Genomic DNA, 17,029 nt, shown 5'->3' on the forward strand with positions numbered 1-17,029 from the left:
CGCGGTGTGCAGGGGAGCGGTGGGGTCGGGTCGGGCGGGGTGTGGTGGCTCGCCGAAAAGCGCGAGGGCGCCCGGGAGGTTTCCCGGGCCCCCTCGAGCGGGTGCGTGGTCAGCCCGTCAGGCGGGCCTTCACGGCGGCGGCGACGCGGCCGCCCTCGGCGCGGCCCGCGACCTTGGCGTTGGCGGCCTTCATGACCTGGCCCATCTGGCGAGGCCCGGGGGTCTCGCCGAGTTGGGCGGTGACCTCCTCGACCGCGGTGGCCACCAGGGCGGTCAGTTCCGCGTCGTCGAGTTGCTTGGGGAGGTACTCGTCGAGGACGGCGGCCTCGTCGAGTTCCTGTTGGGCCTGCTCGGCGCGGCCCGCGCCCGCGAAGGCCGTGGAGGCCTCCTTGCGCTTCTTGACCTCGCGGGTGAGGACCTTGAGCACCTCGTCGTCGGTGAGCTGCACGGCCTCGTCGCCCGCGACCTCGGCGGTGGTGATCGCGGCAAGCGCCATGCGCAGGGTCGCGACCCTGGTCTTCTCCCGGCCCTTCATCGCGGCGGTCAGGTCCGCCTGCAACCGGTTCTTCAGCTCAGCCATGCGACGAGCGTAACGGGCCAGGCCAAACGAGTTGTCGGCGCCGACGGCGGCGCACCGTACCCTTTGGGGTGTGAGTGACGTCGTCAGGAACCTCAGCCGGATCGCACTCGGCACCACCGCGGTCGGTGCCGCCACCCTCGCCTACGCCGCGGGCTTCGAGCGCACGCACTGGACGCTGCGCCAGGCCACGCTGCCCGTCCTCGCCGAGGGGGCGCGGCCGCTGCGCGTGCTGCACATCTCCGACCTGCACATGATGCCCGGACAGAAGTCGAAGCAGCGCTGGGTCGCCGCGCTGGACGAACTCAACCCGGACCTCGTGGTCAACACCGGGGACAACCTCGCGCACAAGCAGGCCGTCCCGGCCGTGGTGCGCGCGCTCGGCCCGCTGCTCAACCGGCCCGGGGTGTTCGTCTTCGGCAGCAACGACTACTACGCGCCCAAGCCGAAGAACCCCGCGCGCTACCTGTTCCCCTCCGACAAGCGCTTCCACGGCATCCCGCTGCCCTGGCGGGACCTCCGCGCCGCCATGCTCGAACACGGCTGGCACGACCTCACCCACACCCGCACCCTGTTCACCGTCGACGGCCGCCCCATCGCCGCCGCCGGGGTCGACGACCCGCACCTCAAGCGCGACCGCTACGACGAGATCGCGGGCAAGCCCGACCGCCAGGCCACCCTCCGCCTCGGCGTCACCCACTCCCCGGAACCGCGCGTCCTCGACCGCTTCGCCGAAGACGGCTACGACCTCGTCCTGGCGGGCCACACCCACGGCGGACAACTGCGCATCCCCGGTTACGGCGCCATCGTCACCAACTGCCAGCTCGACCGGTCCCGGGCCCGGGGCAGCTCCCGCTGGGGCGCCCACACCTGGCTGCACGTCTCCGCCGGACTGGGCACCTCGCCCTACGCGCCGGTCCGCTTCGCCTGCCCGCCCGAAGCCAGCCTGCTGACCCTCGTACCCCGCACCACCAGCGCAAACCCCGCCCTCGACGCCACTAGGGGAGCCCGCTTCAACCCCGGTGCGGGCGTCAGGTAGGCTTGTCTCGTTCCACCGGGGTGTGGCGCAGCTTGGTAGCGCGCTTCGTTCGGGACGAAGAGGTCGCAGGTTCAAATCCTGTCACCCCGACACGACAGAAGGCCAGGTCAGAGACTCCATACAAGAGCTTCTGACCTGGCCTTCTTCGTCTCCAGATACCCGGCAGTCAGCGAGGAGTCAGCACCACACCGGCCGGGCCGTCTTCGTCATCATCAGGGACGTCGGAGCTGAGCGCCCGCAGGATGCGGTCAGGGTTCTCCGTGCGCTTGGTGTAGAGCTGGAGCGTGGTTTCCGCCCGTTCGTGCCCGAGCACCCGCTGGACCATGTTGATCGGCACCCCGTCGTCGACCAGCCACGTCGAGTAGGAGTGTCGGAGGTCGTGGAAGCGCAGCCCGCCCCCCTGGTGTTTCGCCACGTAGGCGATGGCCTGTTCCCTCTTGGCGAAGACCTCCGAGTGCGCGCCCCGTTCGTCGGACCAGACGCCCACGAACTTGTCGCCTTGGGGGATGACGTCGCGAGCAGTTCGGCGCGCACGAGAGCGGGCTTCCACACCCGGGACCGGAACAGGGTGCGTCGCAGCGCTCCCCCGGCCGCGTTGGTAAAGATCAGCCCACCCGGTCCGCGCTCGTACCGTTCCATGTGCGCCCGGAGCAGGGTGACCACCCAGTCCGGCAGCGGCACGGTTCGGCGGCCCGCCATGCTCTTGGGGAACGGCTTGATCGAGGTGTGCCCGCTGACCTCGATCACGGTGCGCACCACCCGCAGCTCTGCGACGTCAAGGCGGCCCGCCCTCCGGGCAGCCCGCGGGCACGCTGGCCATCTCCGGACGGGCCCGCACGGGGCATGCGGCCTTCGGCCGGTCCCCGCGCGGGCCCGTCCGGCGAGGCGTGCCACAACCAGCACCAGGCCGCCGAACCAGGAGACGAACCGGAGGACCGCGGACCGAGGAGCGCAGCTCTACCGACAGAGAATGCGCTCGCCGCGCGGGCAGGCCAGCAGCGAGGAGGGGTCGGGCGCTCAGCCGCCGGTTTCGTCGGTGACTGCCTGTCTCGCCGCCGTCAGAACACGGGCTATCAGTCTGGCCACCAAGGCGCAGAGCATGCGGCGTCTGGCCGCCAGTGTCCGTCGAGGGCTGCACCCTGATGGCCAGACTGATCGAAAGCGCCCAGACGGCGGCGAGGCAGGAAGCCCCCTCCTAGGAGGGATAGAGTCGATAGCTCGGTGTAACAGTGCGCATACACTTTTCGATGTACCGCCCGGCGAAGGAGGACCTGCGGGGATGCTGCCGGATCTAGAGTGCTCGACTGTCGACCCTGGGTTGCGGGTCCTGCCGCCAGCGTTGAGCCCTTACGTCGCAACCTGGGATGAAGTCGACAAGACTTTCGGAAGCACCGCCCACCGACGAAGCATGATCTTGATGGCCCGTAGTCGCCTCGAAACAATAACGGCAGATCTAGTGCCTCTAAAAGCATGTTGGATCAATGGCTCCTTTGTCACCGACAAAGAGAGGCCGTCGGATATCGACATGCTCGTCATCATTGACGGTGAGAGAATTCCGACAATGCGCGAAATTCATGGTTTGGATCATGAAGAAGCCACAAGGCGAACTAATCATCATGAGGCTCAACGATACGAGGTCGGCGGCACCGCTCTTGATCATTTGACAAGCTTTAGCTATACGTGGTGGTTTCCGGAGGGTCATGGATTCCATCAAGACAGTCTTAACGATCTGGAACATTGGTCTCGACAGTGGTCACGCGTTCGTGTCATGGTTAATGTTGGCCACGACAGCGAGGGCAACTACGTCTACTGTGACGATGGCAAGGGCTTCGTGGAAGTGAGGTGGTGAAGGTGTCCGAACCGCTCCCACCTGCGCTCTTTAGCCGTCGGTCCCTCACTCCGGGGCGGCGGGTTGACCCGTTCGAGGAGCTTCGGTCGTACGACGAGATGCTACGCAGCGTCTCGCCTGACTACCCTGGGCTAACATCCATGCAACGTCACCGGGCCTGGCTCGTGACCGCAGCGTACGGAGAAGTTCCTCAACTTGATCTGCACCTAAATGGGGCGTCCGTTAAGGAACATGCAACGCCAGCGGATATGCTTGCCCGTTTTGTGGCAGCCGCAGCATCAGTTTCAAAAGAAATTACCAAAAGTATTCGGGGGCTGTCAAGGCTGACATCGCGTCTCATGGTTTCCCCTGCCCCGGGTAGTGTTCGCTTGACTTTTGAGCCAGAAGTTTCAGAGGCTCCTCCTAGCGCTTTTAGTCCTGAAAGGCTAGTTTCTGCGGAAGTTGTCGGACTTCGGAAGCTTGTCACATTGCTAGTTGTCGCAGAAGATACTCATGACCCTAGCGGAGCTGAAATGCTTGCCGCTCTTGAGGATCTTAATCCTTCAGCCCGACGCGCCGTTAAAAGACTGGCTCTTGCTGCAATTAATGGCGATTACGAGATTTCCGGCTCTTGGAGAGATCCGACTAGGGGTTCAGTTAATCTGAACTTCTCCACTCAGGCAGCACGCAGGTTGAAAGAAGCATCTTCTGAGGCTACAGAGAAAATTACAGAAATAGTAGTTTTCGCAACCATTGATGGTTGGCAATGGTCCTCAGGTCTCGTTAGCTTCTTGCCGTCGACCGGTCCGCCCTTTCGTGCTTCTGTGCCAGAAAACCTAGCCGCCACCGTGGCGCAATTTGGCGCTGAGCGCGATTTGCAGGTAAGAGCAAGGCTTCGTGTCGTCACGAAATTTGCGCAAGGAAGCGACCGGCCATCAGGACGGGGATACTTCCTTACAAAGATAGAAGCAAGGCAATCAAAAATTGGCTCTGGCGAACAATTTGCCGCTTCGCGAGATACTCCCAGAGATAGTTAACTTATTGCAGGTCTAACCATGGCCACCAATGCAACGGTCATGGCCTGAAGCCAGAAGCAGACGCTGGAGCGGGCAGGCAGATGTACAGCATGGAAGTACAGCAGCCGGGGTGCACGAGGTGGTCCATCGTTGCCCAACATGACCCGCTTCACCTCGCCGCTGACCAGCAGTGACCCGGCAGCCGCCAGTTCGACATCGAGAAGGTCGCCGAACGGGTCCGTCGTCAGCACGGAGTCAGCGAACGGCCTGACACACGCTGCACATAGCTAGTCCTGGAGCAGATGAAACGCCAGCTCAGAGCAACCGGGGATTACGGCAACCCATGAGGCAACCGCGTTCGGGACGAAGGGGTCGCAGGTTCAAATCCTGCTACCCCGACGGGCGATTCGGCGGTTCCTGTCTGCAGAGAGCCCGGACAGGGATCGCCCTTTCCTCGTCCTAAGGGGCGGTCCCCAGACCCCGGTGCGAGCTCCTCGCGTGGGCGGGCGCTGAGCACGTGAGTGGAAACCAGCATCGAACTCAAAGCTTCTGAAACTGGCATCGCTGTCTCTTGGAGACCGCCCCATCGGACGGCCCGAGCGGTGGGGCGTGCCCGGGCCGTCCGGTGGGTTGCTACCTGAGGTTGAGGGACTTCAGGGCGAAGTGGACTTCGATGAGGGACTGCTTGATGGTTTCGGCCACCACCAGGGAGCCGTGGCCTGCGTCGTAGCGGTACATCTCGTAGGGGATGTCCCGGGTGGCCAGGCGGTCCAGGTAGTTGTCGATCTGGCGGATGGGGCAGCGGGGGTCGTTCTCGCCTGCCAGGACCAGGACCGGGGCTTGGACCTGGTCCACGTAGGTCAGGGGGGAGCACTCGACGTAGCGGTCGTGGACCTCGGTGGGGGAGCCGCCGAAGAGGGCCCGGTCGAAGGCGCGGAGGGGTTCCATCTCGTCTTCGTAGGCGGCGAGGTAGTCGGCGACCGGGACGCCCGCGACGCCCGCTGCCCACAGCTTGGGTTGGGTGCCCAGGGCCAGGAGGGTCAGGTAGCCGCCCCACGACGCACCGTTGACCACGCACTTGGCCGGGTCGGCCAGGCCGGATTCGACCGCCCAGGTGTGGACGGCGGCGACGTCCTCCAGCTCCGTGAGGCCGGGGCGGCCCTCGATGGCGTCTCGCCACGCTGAGCCGTAGCCGGTGGAGCCCCGGTAGTTGACGTGGACGACCGCGAAGCCCGCGTCGAGCCACAGGGCCCGGTAGGCCGAGAAGCGGTCCTCGTCGGCGGCGTGGGGGCCGCCGTGGAGGCTGAAGACGGTGGGGAGGGGGCCGTCCGGGGCGTCGGTGGGGCGGGCGACGAGGGCGTGGACGCGGCCGTTGGCGTACTCGACGAACGCGTCCACCAGCGGGGCCGAGGGCGGGGCCGGGTCGCCGGGTGGGGTGAGCAGGACGCGGTCGGTGCCGTCGGTGAACAGGGCGCGGACGGCGGTGGGGTGGGCCGCGTTCGACGTGGAGTACTCGACCGTGCCGTCCTTGCGGGTGTGGGCGGCGCCGATGACACCGGGCGGGGTGTCCAAGGTGGACAGGGTGCCGGTGCTGATCTCGTAGCGGTGCAGCGTGTTGCGGGCCTCGTGGGTGTGCGCGATGAGCAGTGCCGCGCCGTCGGTGTACCAGCCCGCGGTGACCTCGCCGGGGAGGTCGAGGGCGATCTCGGTCTCGGTGTCGGCGGCGACGTCCCAGATGAGCAGTTCCTCGCGGCCGTGGCGCTCGTGCAGGACGAGGAGCCGCTGGTCGCCCTCGACGGGGCTGAAGGCGATGCCGTCGAGGCCCTTGCCGGGGCCGTCCCACTTCTCCGCCACCGCCGTGCCGTCGGCGACCGACAGGACGCGCAGGGCGGGGTGGCGGTTGTCGCCGTGCTCGGAGTGGGCGATGGCCAGCAGGGTCTCGTCGAAGGACAGGGCCGCGACGCCGCCGTCGTTCTCGTTGCGGTAGACGACCTCGGCTTCCGCTCCGCCCCGGGCGAGGTAGACGGTGGTGCCGTCGTCGTCGGCGACGCCGACCGCGACGACCTCGTCGCCGATCTCCAGGCCCGCCGGGTAGCCGGGCTTGGTGCCCGCGACGGCGGGTTCGGCCGCCGCGCCCGCCGGGCGGCCGCCGTAGGGCTCGCGCACCCAGGAGCCGAACTCGTCGCCGTCGGTGTCGTCGAACCACCAGATGTGCTCGCCGTCCGGGCTGACCGTGGCGTGCAGGGTGCCGTTGGGGCGGTCGGTGACCTGGCGGTGGGTGTCGGTGGCCCGGTCCCAGGCGTAGATCTCCCACACGCCGCTGGCGTTGGAGGCGTAGACGGTGCGGTCGGGCGCCTGCCAGGCCCAGTCGGGCAGCGACACCCGGGCGGCGTGGAAGCGGGCCCGCCAGCGCGCCTCCGCCGCGGCGTCGGTGAACAGGTGGTCCGGGACCTCGGCGCCTGGATGATTCGTCACCTGCCCGATCCTGCCAGGCCGGTAGGCTCGCCGTCGCCCGCCGCCAGGGGCGGGTCGCGGGGTCTGGGGGCGGGATCGGGCATGGCTGAGCAGTGGTCCGGGCAGGTCGGCGCCGGTGGCCAGTACTTCCCCGGGGGCATGGTGGGCCCGCCGCCGAAGCGCCCGACCGGGTTGTGGGTGGGGCTGTCGCTGCTGCTCGTCGTGCTGCTCGGTGCGGTCGCCTGGCTGGTGGTGGCCACCAACGGCACGCCGCAGCGGCGCAGCGCGCCCGACGACTCGCTGACCAAGGTGGTCACCGCGTCCGACGGGCGCAGCCGGATGACCGTGCCGGAGGGGTGGCGCGAGCTGGCCGCGGAGTACCGCGACGAGCGCGCGGTGCTGGCCCAGGGGCAGCTTTTCCAGGAGCGCTACGTCATGGTCGTGCCGTTCGACAAGGCCGATTACACCGACTTCCCCGACTTCGAGGAGGCCACGGTGAGCGAACTGGCGGGCGGGGGCGTGTTGAAGGTCGACCAGGGCACGCCGATGCGGTTGGGCGGGCGCACGGCGGTGCGCTACGAGATGAGCGGTTCGATCGACGGCGTGGACGCGCTGTTCTGGCAGACCCTCGTCGAGGGGGACGGGGCGTACTACCAGGTCATCGCCTGGACGCTGGAGGACCGCCGGGACGCGGCGGGACCGGCGCTCGATGAGATCGTCGCCACGTTCGAGGAAATCGGGCGCTGATCTACCGTGTCGGGATGACCTGGAATCTGAATGTGGACGCGGGCCGGTGCATAGCCGCGGGTGTTTGCGCGGCGGCTGCGCCGGACCATTTCGAACTGGACGGCCTGGTGGCCACCGCGCGGTCCGCGCGGATCGAACCGGACCAGGACGCGCTGGACGCGGCGGAGGCCTGCCCGGCGCTGGCCATCACCATCACCGAGGGCGGGAAAACCCTGGTCGGCTGAGGTACGGCGGTGGTCCCCGGTGCCGGCCTGCCCGCGGTCCGGCGCGCACCGGGGACCCGCCGCGCCCGCTCCCGATCGGCGCCGGGAATCGATTGCGGAACGCCGTGGGCGAATGGGTGGGAATACTGCTCCGCAGGTGCGGCAACCGGGCGGGAAATCCATCAGGTCCGCAGCGGTACCCGTTCAGTCGAACAGATGTGTCATACCCCCGCGATAAAATTCTCCCGGGAGCACGACCCGCCAGGGAGGACCGCATGGGGAACGTTGTTGTCGCCACGTCGTCGTTCGTCGAGTACGCCGCCGCCGGGCGGCGGGGCCGCACCGAGATCGTCGCCGACCAGCACGCCAGGGCCGTCGACGAGGAGCACTACGCGCACGTCTTCTACCGGCCGATCATCAAAGCCGTCCAGGCCTGTGTCACCGACCCCGACCCGGCGGCCACGCTCGCCGCGGCCGTGGCGGCGGCCGAGCTGAACGGCCAGGCCCGGGCGTTCACCGAGGTCGCCGAGGGTTTCCTGCGCTGGTGGCGCGGCCGGGGGGCGACCCCGGTGGCGGTGGGGTCGGCGCTGCTGGGCTTCGGCAGCCTGGACCTGGCGGTGAGCCCGCACCTGGCGTTCGAGGACCGCCACGGCGACGAGCACGTGGTGCTGCTGTACCTGAAGGAGGCGCCGCTGCCCCGCGACGCCGCCAACGCCGCGCTGCGGGTGCTCGACCGCTGCATGCCCGAGCTGCGGCCCGGGGCCCGGCCGCTGGTCCTCGACACCCGCCGCGGTCGCGAGCTGCGCCTCTCGCGCAGCGTGAACGTGCCCAAGCTGGACGCCTGGCTCGCCGCCGAGGCGTCGGCCTACCTCACCCACTGGTGCCGCACGGCGTAGGGAACCCCCGGCGGCTCCCGCTCAGGGGGCCGCCGGGATCTCCGCTGGCGCGGGTTGGTGGACCCGCGCCAGCAGCCACGCGGCCAGGGCGACCAGCAGCCCGCCGAGCCCCGCCGCGGCGAAGCCCAGCACCGCGTTCCCGTGGTCGAGCACGAAGCCGACCGCGGGCGCGCCCAGGGCGACGCCGAGGGTGAACGCCGAACTCTGCAACCCGGCGGCCTCGCCCGCGGCCGCGGGCGGCGCCAGCCGGGCGACGCCCTCCCCGGTGGCGGCGACGGTCGGCGCGCACACGGCGCAGGCGGGCAGCAGCACCAGCGACAGCAGCCACCACGGTCCGCCCGCGACGAACCCGACCGGCAGAGTGAGCGCGCTCAGCAGCGCCATCAGGACCAACTGCGGCAGCGAGCGCCGGACGAGGCCGTGCACCAGCCCGCCGACCGCCGAGGCCAGCGAGCACCCGGCGACCACCACCCCGGTCCAGTCGAGCTGACCGGTGTCGCGCAGCGCGGCGACCAGGGCGACGTCGATGCCGGACAGCACGAACGTGGCGCCGCCCGCGACGGCGAGCACGCCGACCAGCCGCGGGGTCAGCCACTCCCGGCGCGGCACCCTTCTCGGCGCGCCCGGGCCGGTTTCCGCCTTGACCTTCGGGTTCATCGCCGCGAGCGCCCCGCCCGCCAGGAACACCGCGACGCCGAGCAGCGTCGTGGCGGTGGCCGTGGAGAAGCGGGTGGCGAGCAGGACGGCGACCGCGGGGCTCACCATGAACGACAGCTCGGTCGACACCGAGTCCAGCGAGTACCCGGTGCGGCGCAGTTCCGGTGGGGCGATCGCGGCGACGGCCTGCCGCCCGATGGCCATGGCGGGCAGCGCCACCACCCCGCCCGCGAACGCCACCGGCAGCAGCGCCTCGTAGGGCAGGAACCGCATGGTCAGCCAGAACGCGGTCTCGCCCAGCGTGACCACCACGAGCATCGGGCGCAGGCCGTAGCGGTCGACGACCCGGCCGACGTAGGGCGAGCCGACCGCCATGCCGACGGTGACCGCGGCGCCGACCAGCCCCGCCTGCCCGTAGCCCCGGTCGAGGCCCACCGCGACGTGCAGCGTGAGCACCATCGTGGTGGCGGCGCCGGGCACCCTGGCGAAGAAGAGCAGGATCATCAGGGCGGGCATGCCGGGGAGGCCGAGCAACCGGCGGTACTGCTGCATGGGTCGAATGTCGTCGTGCGGGCCGGGACGGGTCAACCGGATATCACGGGCCCGGCCGGTGCTGCGCCCGTCGGGCGGGGCACCGGCCGGGGTCAGCGGCGGGTCAGGTGTTCAGGTCGGCGCCCTTGCGGCCGCTGAGCGCGAGGCCGGTGCGCAGCGCGCCGGTCGCCTCCGACAGCGCCTCGCGGAACCGGGTGCCGACGCCGAGGAAGTTGATGTAGCCGTGGATGAGGTCGGCCTGCCTGCTCTTGACCACCGGCACGCCCGAGGCGGCGAGCCGGTCGGCGAAGGCCTCCCCCTCGTCGCGCAGCGGGTCGAACCCGGCGGTGGCGACGTAGGCGGGCGGCATCCCGCTGAGGTCCTCGGCCAGCAGCACCGAGAACCGGGGGTCGCTGCGCTGGTCCTGCTCGGGCATGTAGTGGTCCATGAACCAGTCCATCTGGTCGCTGGTCAGGAAGAACCCGTCGGCGAACAGGTCGCGCGAGCGGCGCCGGGTGGTGCCGTCGGTGCCCGGGTAGAACAGAAGCTGGAACGCCGGGACGGGCCCGCCCGCGAGCACCTGCTGGTGGGAGACGACCGCGGCGAGGTTGCCGCCCGCGCTGTCCCCGCCGACGGCGATCAGGTCCGGGTCGACGCCCAGGTCGGCGGCCTGGGCCACCGCGTGGCGGAAGGCGCTCACGGCGTCGTCGACCGCGGCCGGGAAGGGGTGTTCCGGGGCCAGTCGGTAGTCGACGGAGAGCACCTTGACGTGGGCGTTGACCGCGATGAACCGGCAGGGGTTGTCGTGGCTGTCCAGCGAGCCGACGACCCACCCGCCGCCGTGGTAGAAGACCAGCAGCGGCGCGTCGTCGCCCACCCCGGCGGGTTCGTAGAGCCGGGCCGGGACTCCGCCGAGCACCAGGCCGCGCACGGTCACCGGCTCGATCGGCGGTCCGCTCACCAGGCGCTCCGACGCCTCCAGCTTGCGGCGCGACGCCTCCGGGGTCTCGTTCACCATCCCGGCGCCGGACAGCCGCTGCAGGGTGACCAGCAGTTGGGCGTCGAGGGCCAGTTCCTGCCCGTCGATGCGGATGGGTTTGCCCGCGATGACCCGGCGCAGCGGCCTGGGCAGCGCGTACGCCAGCCTGGCGCCGAGTGCCTGTGCCCGCAGCGGGATTCGGTTCACCAGCGTTGACATCCAACCTCCTCGTTCAGCCCCTGCCCGCCACGTTACTCGCTGGTAACCAGGGGGGCGAGAGGTCGCCCGGAAAGCACGCGCGAGCGGCCCCCCGGGGGAGGCCGCTCGCGCGTGGGGTGGAGCGGGTCAGGCCCGGGCGGCGAGCACCTCGGCGATCTCGTAGGTGTTCAGCGCCGCGCCCTTGCGCAGGTTGTCCCCGCACACGAAGAAGTCCAGCGTGTTCGGGAAGTCCAGCGCCTGGCGCACCCGGCCGACGTACGTCGGGTCGCCGCCGACGACGTCCGCCGGGGTCGGGAAGACGCCGTTGGCCGGGTCGTCCTGCAACACCAGCGTCGGCTGCTCGCCGAGGATGCGGTGCGCCTCGGCGACGGTGACCGGGGCGGCGAAGGTGGCGTGGACGGCCAACGAGTGCGTCGTCACCACCGGCACCCGCACGCAGGTCGCCGAGACGGCCAGGTCCGGGATGCCCAGGATCTTGCGGGACTCGTTGCGGACCTTCAACTCCTCGCTGGCCCAGCCGTCCTCCTTGAGCGAACCCGCCCACGGCACGACGTTGAAGGCCAGCGGGGCCGGGAACGGCGAGTCCGAAAGGGACAGACCGGCGGCGGCCAGCGCCTCGCGCACGTCACCGGCCCGGTCCCCCACGCCCTTGCCCGCGACCGCGTCGACCTCGGCGTGCAGCCGGTCGATGCCCTCCTGCCCGGCGCCCGAGGCCGCCTGGTAGGACGCGACGACCAACTGGCGCAGCCCGAACGCGCGGTGCAGCGCGCCCAGCGCCGCCATCATCGACAGCGTGGTGCAGTTCGGGTTCGAGATGATCCCGCGCGGGCGGTCGGCCACCTTGTCCGCGTTGACCTCGGGCACGACCAGCGGCACGTCGTCGTCCATCCGGAACGCGCCGGAGTTGTCCACCGCGACCGCGCCGCGCTCGGCGGCGATCGGCGCCCACCGCGCCGACACCTCGTCGGGCACGTCGAACATCGCCACGTCGACGCCGTCGAAGACCTCCGGCGCCAGCGCCAGCACGGTCAGCTCCTCGCCGCGCACCACGATCTTCTTGCCCGCCGACCGGGGTGAGGCGATCAGCCGCACCTCGCCCCACGGCCAGTTCTGCCTGCTGTTCATGATGTCGACCATCACGGTGCCCACGGCGCCGGTGGCGCCCACGAGGGCCAGGACCGGTGCCATCAGCGACCACTCCCGCCGTAGACGACCGCGGCCTCGTCGCCGCCGAGGTCGAAGGCCTCGTGGATGGCCCGGACCGCCTCGTCGAGCTGGGTGTCGCGGATGAGCACCGAGATCCGGATCTCCGAGGTGTTGATGATCTCGATGTTCACCCCGGCCTCGGCCAGCGCCTCGCAGAACTGGGCGGTGACGCCGGGGTGCGAGCGCATCCCGGCGCCGACCAGCGACACCTTGCCCACGTGGTCGTCGTAGAGGACCTGCGCGAAGCCCAGCTCCTCGCGCACCTTCTCCAGCGCCTCGACCGCGGTGGGGCCGTTGCTCTTGGAGAGGGTGAAGGTGATGTCGGTCTTGCCGGACACGGTGCTGGACACGTTCTGCAGCACCATGTCGATGTCGATCTCGGAGTCGGCCACCGTGCGGAAGATCCGCGCGGCCACGCCCGCGGTGTCGGGCACGCCGACCACGGTCACCTTCGCCTCGGACCGGTCGTGCGCGACGCCGGTGATCATCGCCTGTTCCACGGTCAAGTCCTCCATTGCCCCGGACACCGTGGTGCCGGGCCTGTCGCTGTAAGACGATCGGACATGGATCGGCACCCCGTAGCGGCGCGCGTACTCGACGCAGCGCAGCATGAGCACCTTGGCGCCGCTCGCCGCCATCTCCAGCATCTCCTCGTAGGTGACCTGGTCGAGGCGCTTGGCGTCCGGCACGATCCGCGGGTCGGCGGTGTAGACCCCGTCCACGTCGGTGTAGATCTCGCACACGTCGGCGTTGAGCGCGGCGGCGAGCGCGACCGCGGTGGTGTCCGACCCGCCGCGGCCCAGGGTGGTGATGTCCTTGGTGTCCTGGCTGACGCCCTGGAACCCGGCCACCAGCACGATGTGGCCCTCGTCCAGCGCGGCCCGGACCCGGCCGGGCGTCACGTCGATGATGCGCGCCTTGCCGTGCGCCGAGGTGGTGATCACCCCGGCCTGCGAGCCGGAGAACGAGCGCGCCTCGGCGCCGAGCGCGGCGATGGCCATGGCCACCAGCGAGTTGGAGATGCGCTCCCCCGCGGTCAGCAGCATGTCCATCTCCCGCTGCGGCGGGACCGGGTTGACCTGTTTGGCGAGGTCGAGCAACTCGTCGGTCGTGTCCCCCATCGCGGAGCAGACCACCACGACGTCGTTCCCCGCTTTGCGCGTGGCGACGATCCGCTCGGCGACCCGTTTGATCCGGTCGGCGTTCTCCAGCGAGGAACCGCCGTACTTCTGGACGACGAGCGCCACTGCGTGCAACCTCCTCAAGCCGCGAGCGGACGCGGCCGACAGCCCACGCCGCATGTCTCGCGTGAGCGTACCTGCGCGGTCGGCCCAGACCGGTGCTCCAGTGGCCGTCACCACTGCTCGTCGACACGGCCCGTCACCGGGTGGGCTGAACGGCGCGGCGCCGCCCGCCCGGCCCGGTATCGTCGCCTCCTACCGCGCGGCAGCGCAGGAGTACGGCGACCGAATGGGGAGGGTCGGGGTGTCCGCGACCGACGTGACCAGGTCCGCGCCCGACCGCGCGCCGGAGCAGCCGGTCGAGGTCCCGGAGGCACCGGGGTCGCGCCGCGTCGACTGGGGCAGGCTCGTCCACCTGGTCCTGCCCGCCGTGGTGTACCTCGGCATCCGGCAGGTCAGCCTGCTGATGCTGACCTGGCTGTCCGACCACAAGGGCGTCCGCGCCTCCGACGTGCTGCGCTCCTGGGACGGCGACTGGTTCCTGGCGATCGCCGAGGGCGGCTACTCCGGGGTGCCGACCAAGCTGGTCGACGCCTACGGCAGGCACTCGATGGAGACGCCGCTGGCGTTCTTCCCCGGCTACCCCAAGGTGGTCGGCCTGCTGACCTGGCTGGGCTTCCAGCCGGTGGCCTCCGCGCTGGCGGTGAGCGTGGTCGCGGGCATCGCCTGCGCCTACGCCCTCACCCGACTGGGCGAACTCGTGCGCGGCGGTTCGCGGCGGGTCGGGCTGGTGCTGGTGGCGCTGTTCGCCGGGTCGCCGATGGCGATCTCGCTGTCGATGGCCTACTCGGAGGCGCTGTTCTGCGCCTTCGCCGCGTGGTCGCTGGTGTTCCTGGTGCAGCGGCGCTGGGTGTACGCGGGCCTGTGGTGCGCGCTGGCCGGGCTGGTGCGCACGACCGGGGCGGCGCTGGTGCTGGCCGTCGGGCTCGCCGCGCTGATCGCGGTGATCGGCCGCAAGCAGGGGTGGCGGCCGTGGGTGGGCGGGCTGCTCGCCCCGATCGGGTTGCTCGGGTACCTCGGCTGGGTGGCGGTGCGGACCGGGGAGTGGAACGGCTGGTTCGCCCTGCAGGAGCGCGGCTGGGACTCGCACTTCGACTGGGGCGCGGCCACCTGGCGGTTCACCGTGAACCGGCTCGCCGACGGGCGGTCGATCCTGGAGGTCGGCACGGTGGCGCTGATCGCGCTGTCGCTGGTGCTGGTCGGGGTGGCGGTGCGGCACCGGTTGGAGTGGCCGCTGTTCGCCTACGGCGTGGGCGTGCTGGTGATGGACCTGGGCGCGAACGGCATGATGGGTTCCAAGGCGCGGCTGATGGTCCCGGCGTTCACCCTGCTCATCCCGGTGGCGGTCGCCCTGGCCAAGCGCCGGACGTCCACCGTGCTGCTGGTGCTCGCCGGGTTCACCCTGGTGGGTTCCTGGTTCGGCGCCTACGCCCTGACAGCCTGGGGCTATGCCATCTGACCCGCAGCCATCCCACCCGCAGCCATCCGACCCGCCGCCCCCTGACCTGCTGCCCTGCGACCCGCACCCGCTGATCCGCGACCGCTGGAGCCCGCGCGCCCTCGACCCCGCGGGCGTGGTCCCGGCCGCGGCGCTGACCAGAATGCTGACCGCCGCGCGCTGGGCGCCCTCCTACGGCAACACCCAGCCCGCCCGCTACCTCGTCGGTCCACGCGGGACGGACACCTTCGACCGGGTCCTGGCGCTGCTCGACCCGGGGAACCGGGCGTGGGCGGGCGGCGCGGGCGCGCTGCTGGTCGGCTGCGCGGAGACCGCCAACGCCAAGGGCGAGGTCCCCTACGCCGAGTACGGGCTCGGCCTGGCGACGGAGAACCTGGTGCTGCAGGCCGTGGCCGAGGGGCTGGTGGCGCACCAGATGGCCGGGTTCGACCGGGCGGCGGTGGCCGCCGGGTTCGGCCTGCCGGACTCGGTGCGCCCGCTGGTCGCCGTGGCGGTCGGGGTGCTCGGCCCGCCGGAGCTGCTGCCGGAGGACCGGCGGGCCAGGGAGACCGCACCGCGCGTTCGGCTCCCGCTGACAGAAACGGCCTTCACCGGGAGCTGGGGGACCCCGTACGACGCGGGGTGAATTGTCGCGGCGTGATGATTTCCCGGCCGCCTTTGTGGAACCGACGTCTTCTCGGCCACCGACCAACCTCGGTATCGTCGTTATCCCGACTGTCGAGCCGTCGGATCGACCACCACCGGGGAGGGGCCGGTCTTGTCCGCCACCGAGCTGAGCGAGTCCGTGCGCGACGAGGCGGTCGGGACCCCACCGCGATTACCGGGGCCGGAGGTCGCGGACCGGGTCGGGAAGCTCCGCCGCGCCGTCCACCTGCTCCTGCCCGCCGTGGTCTACCTGGGCATCCAGCAGTTCGCCGTGCTGGTGCTGTCCTGGCTGGCGGGCAACAAGGGCGTCGAGCTGCGCGACGCGCTGAAGTCGTGGGACGGCTGGTGGTTCCTGGCGATCGCCGAAGGCGGTTACGGCGGGGTGCCGACCATGATGGTCGACTCGTTCGGCCACCGCGACGCGACGACCCCGCTGGCGTTCTTCCCCGGCTACCCCAAGGTCGTGGGCCTGGTGTCCTCGATCGGCCTCGACACCCTGACCGCGGGCCTGGTGGTCAGCGCCGCGTCCGGGGTGGCCTGCGCGTACGCGCTGGCCAGGATGGGCGAGCTGGTGCGCGGCGGGTCCCGGCGGGTCGGGCTGGTCCTGGTCGCGCTGTTCGCGGGCTCGCCGATGGCGATCTCGCTGTCGATGGTCTACTCCGAGGCGCTGTTCTGCGCGTTCGCGGCGTGGGCGCTGGTGTTCACCCTGCAACGGCAGTGGGTCCACGCCGGGGTGCTCTGCGCCTGCGCGGGCCTGGTGCGCACGACCGGGGCGGCGCTGGTGGCCGGGGTCGGGCTCGCCGTGCTGGTGGCGGTCGTGACGCGCAAGGACAGTTGGCGGCCGTGGCTGGGCGGGTTGATCGCCCCGCTCGGGCTGTTCGGCTACCTCGGGTACGTCGCCGTGCGGACCGGCGAGCTCAACGGCTGGTTCGCCCTGCAGGAGCGCGGCTGGGACTCGGGCTTCGACTGGGGGGTGGCCACCGCGAACTGGGTGGTGGACCGGTTGTCCGATGGCCGGTCGATCCTCGACTTCGTGGAACTGCTGGTGCTGGCGGCCTCGCTGGTGCTGGCCGCGGTGGCGTTCCGGCGGCGGCTGGAGCTGCCGCTGGTGGTCTACGGGGTGCTGGTGCTGATCATGACGTTCGCCTCGAACGGGACCATGGCCTCGAAGATCCGGCTGATGGTGCCCGCCTTCACCCTGCTGATCCCGGTGGCGATCGGGTTGGCCAAGCGGCGCACGTCCACCGTCCTGCTGACGCTGACCGGGTTCGCCCTGGTGGGCTCGTGGTTCGGCGCCTACGCGCTCACGCTGTGGGGATATGCGATCTAGAT

The 17,029-nt window shown here is 70.5% G+C and carries 17 protein-coding genes and 1 tRNA gene; 10 read left to right on the top strand and 8 right to left on the bottom strand.

Going from position 1 to position 17,029, the window contains the following annotated elements:
• Positions 1 to 109: 109 nt before the first annotated feature.
• Entirely contained in the window at positions 110 to 580 is a 471-nt protein-coding gene (locus DFQ13_RS07275) for a GatB/YqeY domain-containing protein (protein ID WP_035287194.1), read from the bottom strand.
• Between the two features lie 70 nt (positions 581 to 650).
• Here DFQ13_RS07275 and DFQ13_RS07280 point away from each other — a divergent pair, with 70 nt between their 5' ends.
• Both DFQ13_RS07280 and DFQ13_RS07285 read left to right on the top strand, forming a co-directional pair.
• A complete protein-coding gene (locus DFQ13_RS07280; protein WP_035287191.1) occupies positions 651 to 1,616 on the top strand; it encodes a metallophosphoesterase in 966 nt (321 codons plus the stop codon).
• Positions 1,617 to 1,632: 16 nt separating this feature from the next.
• A tRNA-Pro gene (locus tag DFQ13_RS07285) sits at positions 1,633 to 1,706 on the top strand.
• A 76-nt stretch (positions 1,707 to 1,782) separates the two neighbouring features.
• Here the strand turns inward: DFQ13_RS07285 and DFQ13_RS07290 are convergent.
• On the bottom strand, positions 1,783 to 2,103 hold the full coding sequence (locus tag DFQ13_RS07290) for a tyrosine-type recombinase/integrase (RefSeq protein WP_219994311.1): 321 nt from the start codon (positions 2,101 to 2,103) through the stop codon (positions 1,783 to 1,785).
• Positions 2,104 to 2,895: 792 nt separating this feature from the next.
• On the opposite strand from DFQ13_RS07290, the gene DFQ13_RS33020 reads away from it, so the two are divergent.
• Together DFQ13_RS33020 and DFQ13_RS33025 are read left to right on the top strand one after the other, a co-directional pair.
• On the top strand, positions 2,896 to 3,465 hold the full coding sequence (locus DFQ13_RS33020) for a DUF6932 family protein (protein ID WP_407643134.1): 570 nt from the start codon (positions 2,896 to 2,898) through the stop codon (positions 3,463 to 3,465).
• Positions 3,466 to 3,629: 164 nt separating this feature from the next.
• Positions 3,630 to 4,481 (top strand): hypothetical protein, encoded by an 852-nt coding sequence (locus DFQ13_RS33025; protein ID WP_181399872.1) that lies wholly within the window; start codon positions 3,630 to 3,632, stop codon positions 4,479 to 4,481.
• On the opposite strand, the gene DFQ13_RS33030 is transcribed toward DFQ13_RS33025, so the two are convergent.
• Together DFQ13_RS33030 and DFQ13_RS07295 are read right to left on the bottom strand one after the other, a co-directional pair.
• Entirely contained in the window at positions 4,478 to 4,711 is a 234-nt protein-coding gene (locus tag DFQ13_RS33030) for a hypothetical protein (protein WP_146241142.1), read from the bottom strand. The two genes, DFQ13_RS33025 and DFQ13_RS33030, sit on opposite strands and share 4 nt — an antisense overlap.
• A 382-nt stretch (positions 4,712 to 5,093) precedes the next feature.
• Positions 5,094 to 6,935, bottom strand: a complete 1,842-nt coding sequence (locus DFQ13_RS07295; protein WP_110079243.1) for a prolyl oligopeptidase family serine peptidase — start codon at positions 6,933 to 6,935, stop codon at positions 5,094 to 5,096.
• Positions 6,936 to 7,016: 81 nt separating this feature from the next.
• On the opposite strand from DFQ13_RS07295, the gene DFQ13_RS07300 reads away from it, so the two are divergent.
• The 3 genes from DFQ13_RS07300 (at position 7,017) to DFQ13_RS07310 (ending at position 8,760) form a co-directional block, all read left to right on the top strand.
• Entirely contained in the window at positions 7,017 to 7,661 is a 645-nt protein-coding gene (locus DFQ13_RS07300) for a hypothetical protein (RefSeq protein WP_035287185.1), read from the top strand.
• A 14-nt stretch (positions 7,662 to 7,675) separates the two neighbouring features.
• The gene (locus tag DFQ13_RS07305) at positions 7,676 to 7,885 is read left to right on the top strand and encodes a ferredoxin (RefSeq protein WP_035287182.1); all 210 of its coding nucleotides are present in this window, start codon (positions 7,676 to 7,678) and stop codon (positions 7,883 to 7,885) included.
• A 254-nt stretch (positions 7,886 to 8,139) separates the two neighbouring features.
• Positions 8,140 to 8,760, top strand: coding sequence for a hypothetical protein (locus DFQ13_RS07310; protein ID WP_110079244.1), 621 nt, complete (start codon positions 8,140 to 8,142; stop codon positions 8,758 to 8,760).
• A 21-nt stretch (positions 8,761 to 8,781) separates the two neighbouring features.
• On the opposite strand, the gene DFQ13_RS07315 is transcribed toward DFQ13_RS07310, so the two are convergent.
• The 4 genes from DFQ13_RS07315 to DFQ13_RS07330 form a co-directional block, all read right to left on the bottom strand.
• Complete coding sequence (locus tag DFQ13_RS07315) at positions 8,782 to 9,969, bottom strand: MFS transporter (RefSeq protein WP_110079245.1); 1,188 nt, start codon at positions 9,967 to 9,969, stop codon at positions 8,782 to 8,784.
• A 103-nt stretch (positions 9,970 to 10,072) separates the two neighbouring features.
• Positions 10,073 to 11,146, bottom strand: a complete 1,074-nt coding sequence (locus DFQ13_RS07320; protein WP_110079246.1) for an alpha/beta hydrolase — start codon at positions 11,144 to 11,146, stop codon at positions 10,073 to 10,075.
• 126 nt (positions 11,147 to 11,272) lie between these two features.
• Positions 11,273 to 12,334: an aspartate-semialdehyde dehydrogenase gene (locus DFQ13_RS07325; RefSeq protein WP_035280017.1), complete on the bottom strand. Its 1,062-nt coding sequence runs from the start codon at positions 12,332 to 12,334 to the stop codon at positions 11,273 to 11,275.
• Positions 12,334 to 13,599: an aspartate kinase gene (locus DFQ13_RS07330; RefSeq protein WP_035280016.1), complete on the bottom strand. Its 1,266-nt coding sequence runs from the start codon at positions 13,597 to 13,599 to the stop codon at positions 12,334 to 12,336. Before DFQ13_RS07330 ends, DFQ13_RS07325 begins: the two co-directional genes overlap by 1 nt.
• Positions 13,600 to 13,837: 238 nt before the next feature.
• Here DFQ13_RS07330 and DFQ13_RS07335 point away from each other — a divergent pair, with 238 nt between their 5' ends.
• From DFQ13_RS07335 to DFQ13_RS33640, 3 genes are all read left to right on the top strand, one after another.
• Positions 13,838 to 15,052 carry a glycosyltransferase family protein gene (locus DFQ13_RS07335; RefSeq protein ID WP_233438290.1) on the top strand — a complete coding sequence of 405 codons (1,215 nt, stop codon included), beginning with the start codon at positions 13,838 to 13,840 and terminating at the stop codon, positions 15,050 to 15,052.
• Positions 15,042 to 15,677, top strand: a complete 636-nt coding sequence (locus tag DFQ13_RS07340) for a nitroreductase family protein (RefSeq protein ID WP_110079247.1) — start codon at positions 15,042 to 15,044, stop codon at positions 15,675 to 15,677. Before DFQ13_RS07335 ends, DFQ13_RS07340 begins: the two co-directional genes overlap by 11 nt.
• Positions 15,678 to 15,809: 132 nt before the next feature.
• Complete coding sequence (locus DFQ13_RS33640) at positions 15,810 to 17,027, top strand: hypothetical protein (RefSeq protein WP_233438291.1); 1,218 nt, start codon at positions 15,810 to 15,812, stop codon at positions 17,025 to 17,027.
• The last annotated feature ends 2 nt before the right edge of the window (positions 17,028 to 17,029 follow it).

This window comes from Actinokineospora spheciospongiae, from assembly GCF_003182415.1.
GTDB lineage: Bacteria > Actinomycetota > Actinomycetes > Mycobacteriales > Pseudonocardiaceae > Actinokineospora > Actinokineospora spheciospongiae.

Coding starts and splice junctions, on each gene's coding strand:
- DFQ13_RS07300 (WP_035287185.1), top strand. CDS start 7,017: ATGGCTGAGCAGTGGTCCGGGCAGGTCGGCGCCGGTGGCCAGTACTTC.
- DFQ13_RS33020 (WP_407643134.1), top strand. CDS start 2,896: ATGCTGCCGGATCTAGAGTGCTCGACTGTCGACCCTGGGTTGCGGGTC.
- DFQ13_RS07340 (WP_110079247.1), top strand. CDS start 15,042: ATGCCATCTGACCCGCAGCCATCCCACCCGCAGCCATCCGACCCGCCG.
- DFQ13_RS07320 (WP_110079246.1), bottom strand. CDS start 11,146: ATGTCAACGCTGGTGAACCGAATCCCGCTGCGGGCACAGGCACTCGGC.
- DFQ13_RS07305 (WP_035287182.1), top strand. CDS start 7,676: ATGACCTGGAATCTGAATGTGGACGCGGGCCGGTGCATAGCCGCGGGT.
- DFQ13_RS07310 (WP_110079244.1), top strand. CDS start 8,140: ATGGGGAACGTTGTTGTCGCCACGTCGTCGTTCGTCGAGTACGCCGCC.
- DFQ13_RS07315 (WP_110079245.1), bottom strand. CDS start 9,969: ATGCAGCAGTACCGCCGGTTGCTCGGCCTCCCCGGCATGCCCGCCCTG.
- DFQ13_RS07325 (WP_035280017.1), bottom strand. CDS start 12,334: ATGGCACCGGTCCTGGCCCTCGTGGGCGCCACCGGCGCCGTGGGCACC.
- DFQ13_RS07275 (WP_035287194.1), bottom strand. CDS start 580: ATGGCTGAGCTGAAGAACCGGTTGCAGGCGGACCTGACCGCCGCGATG.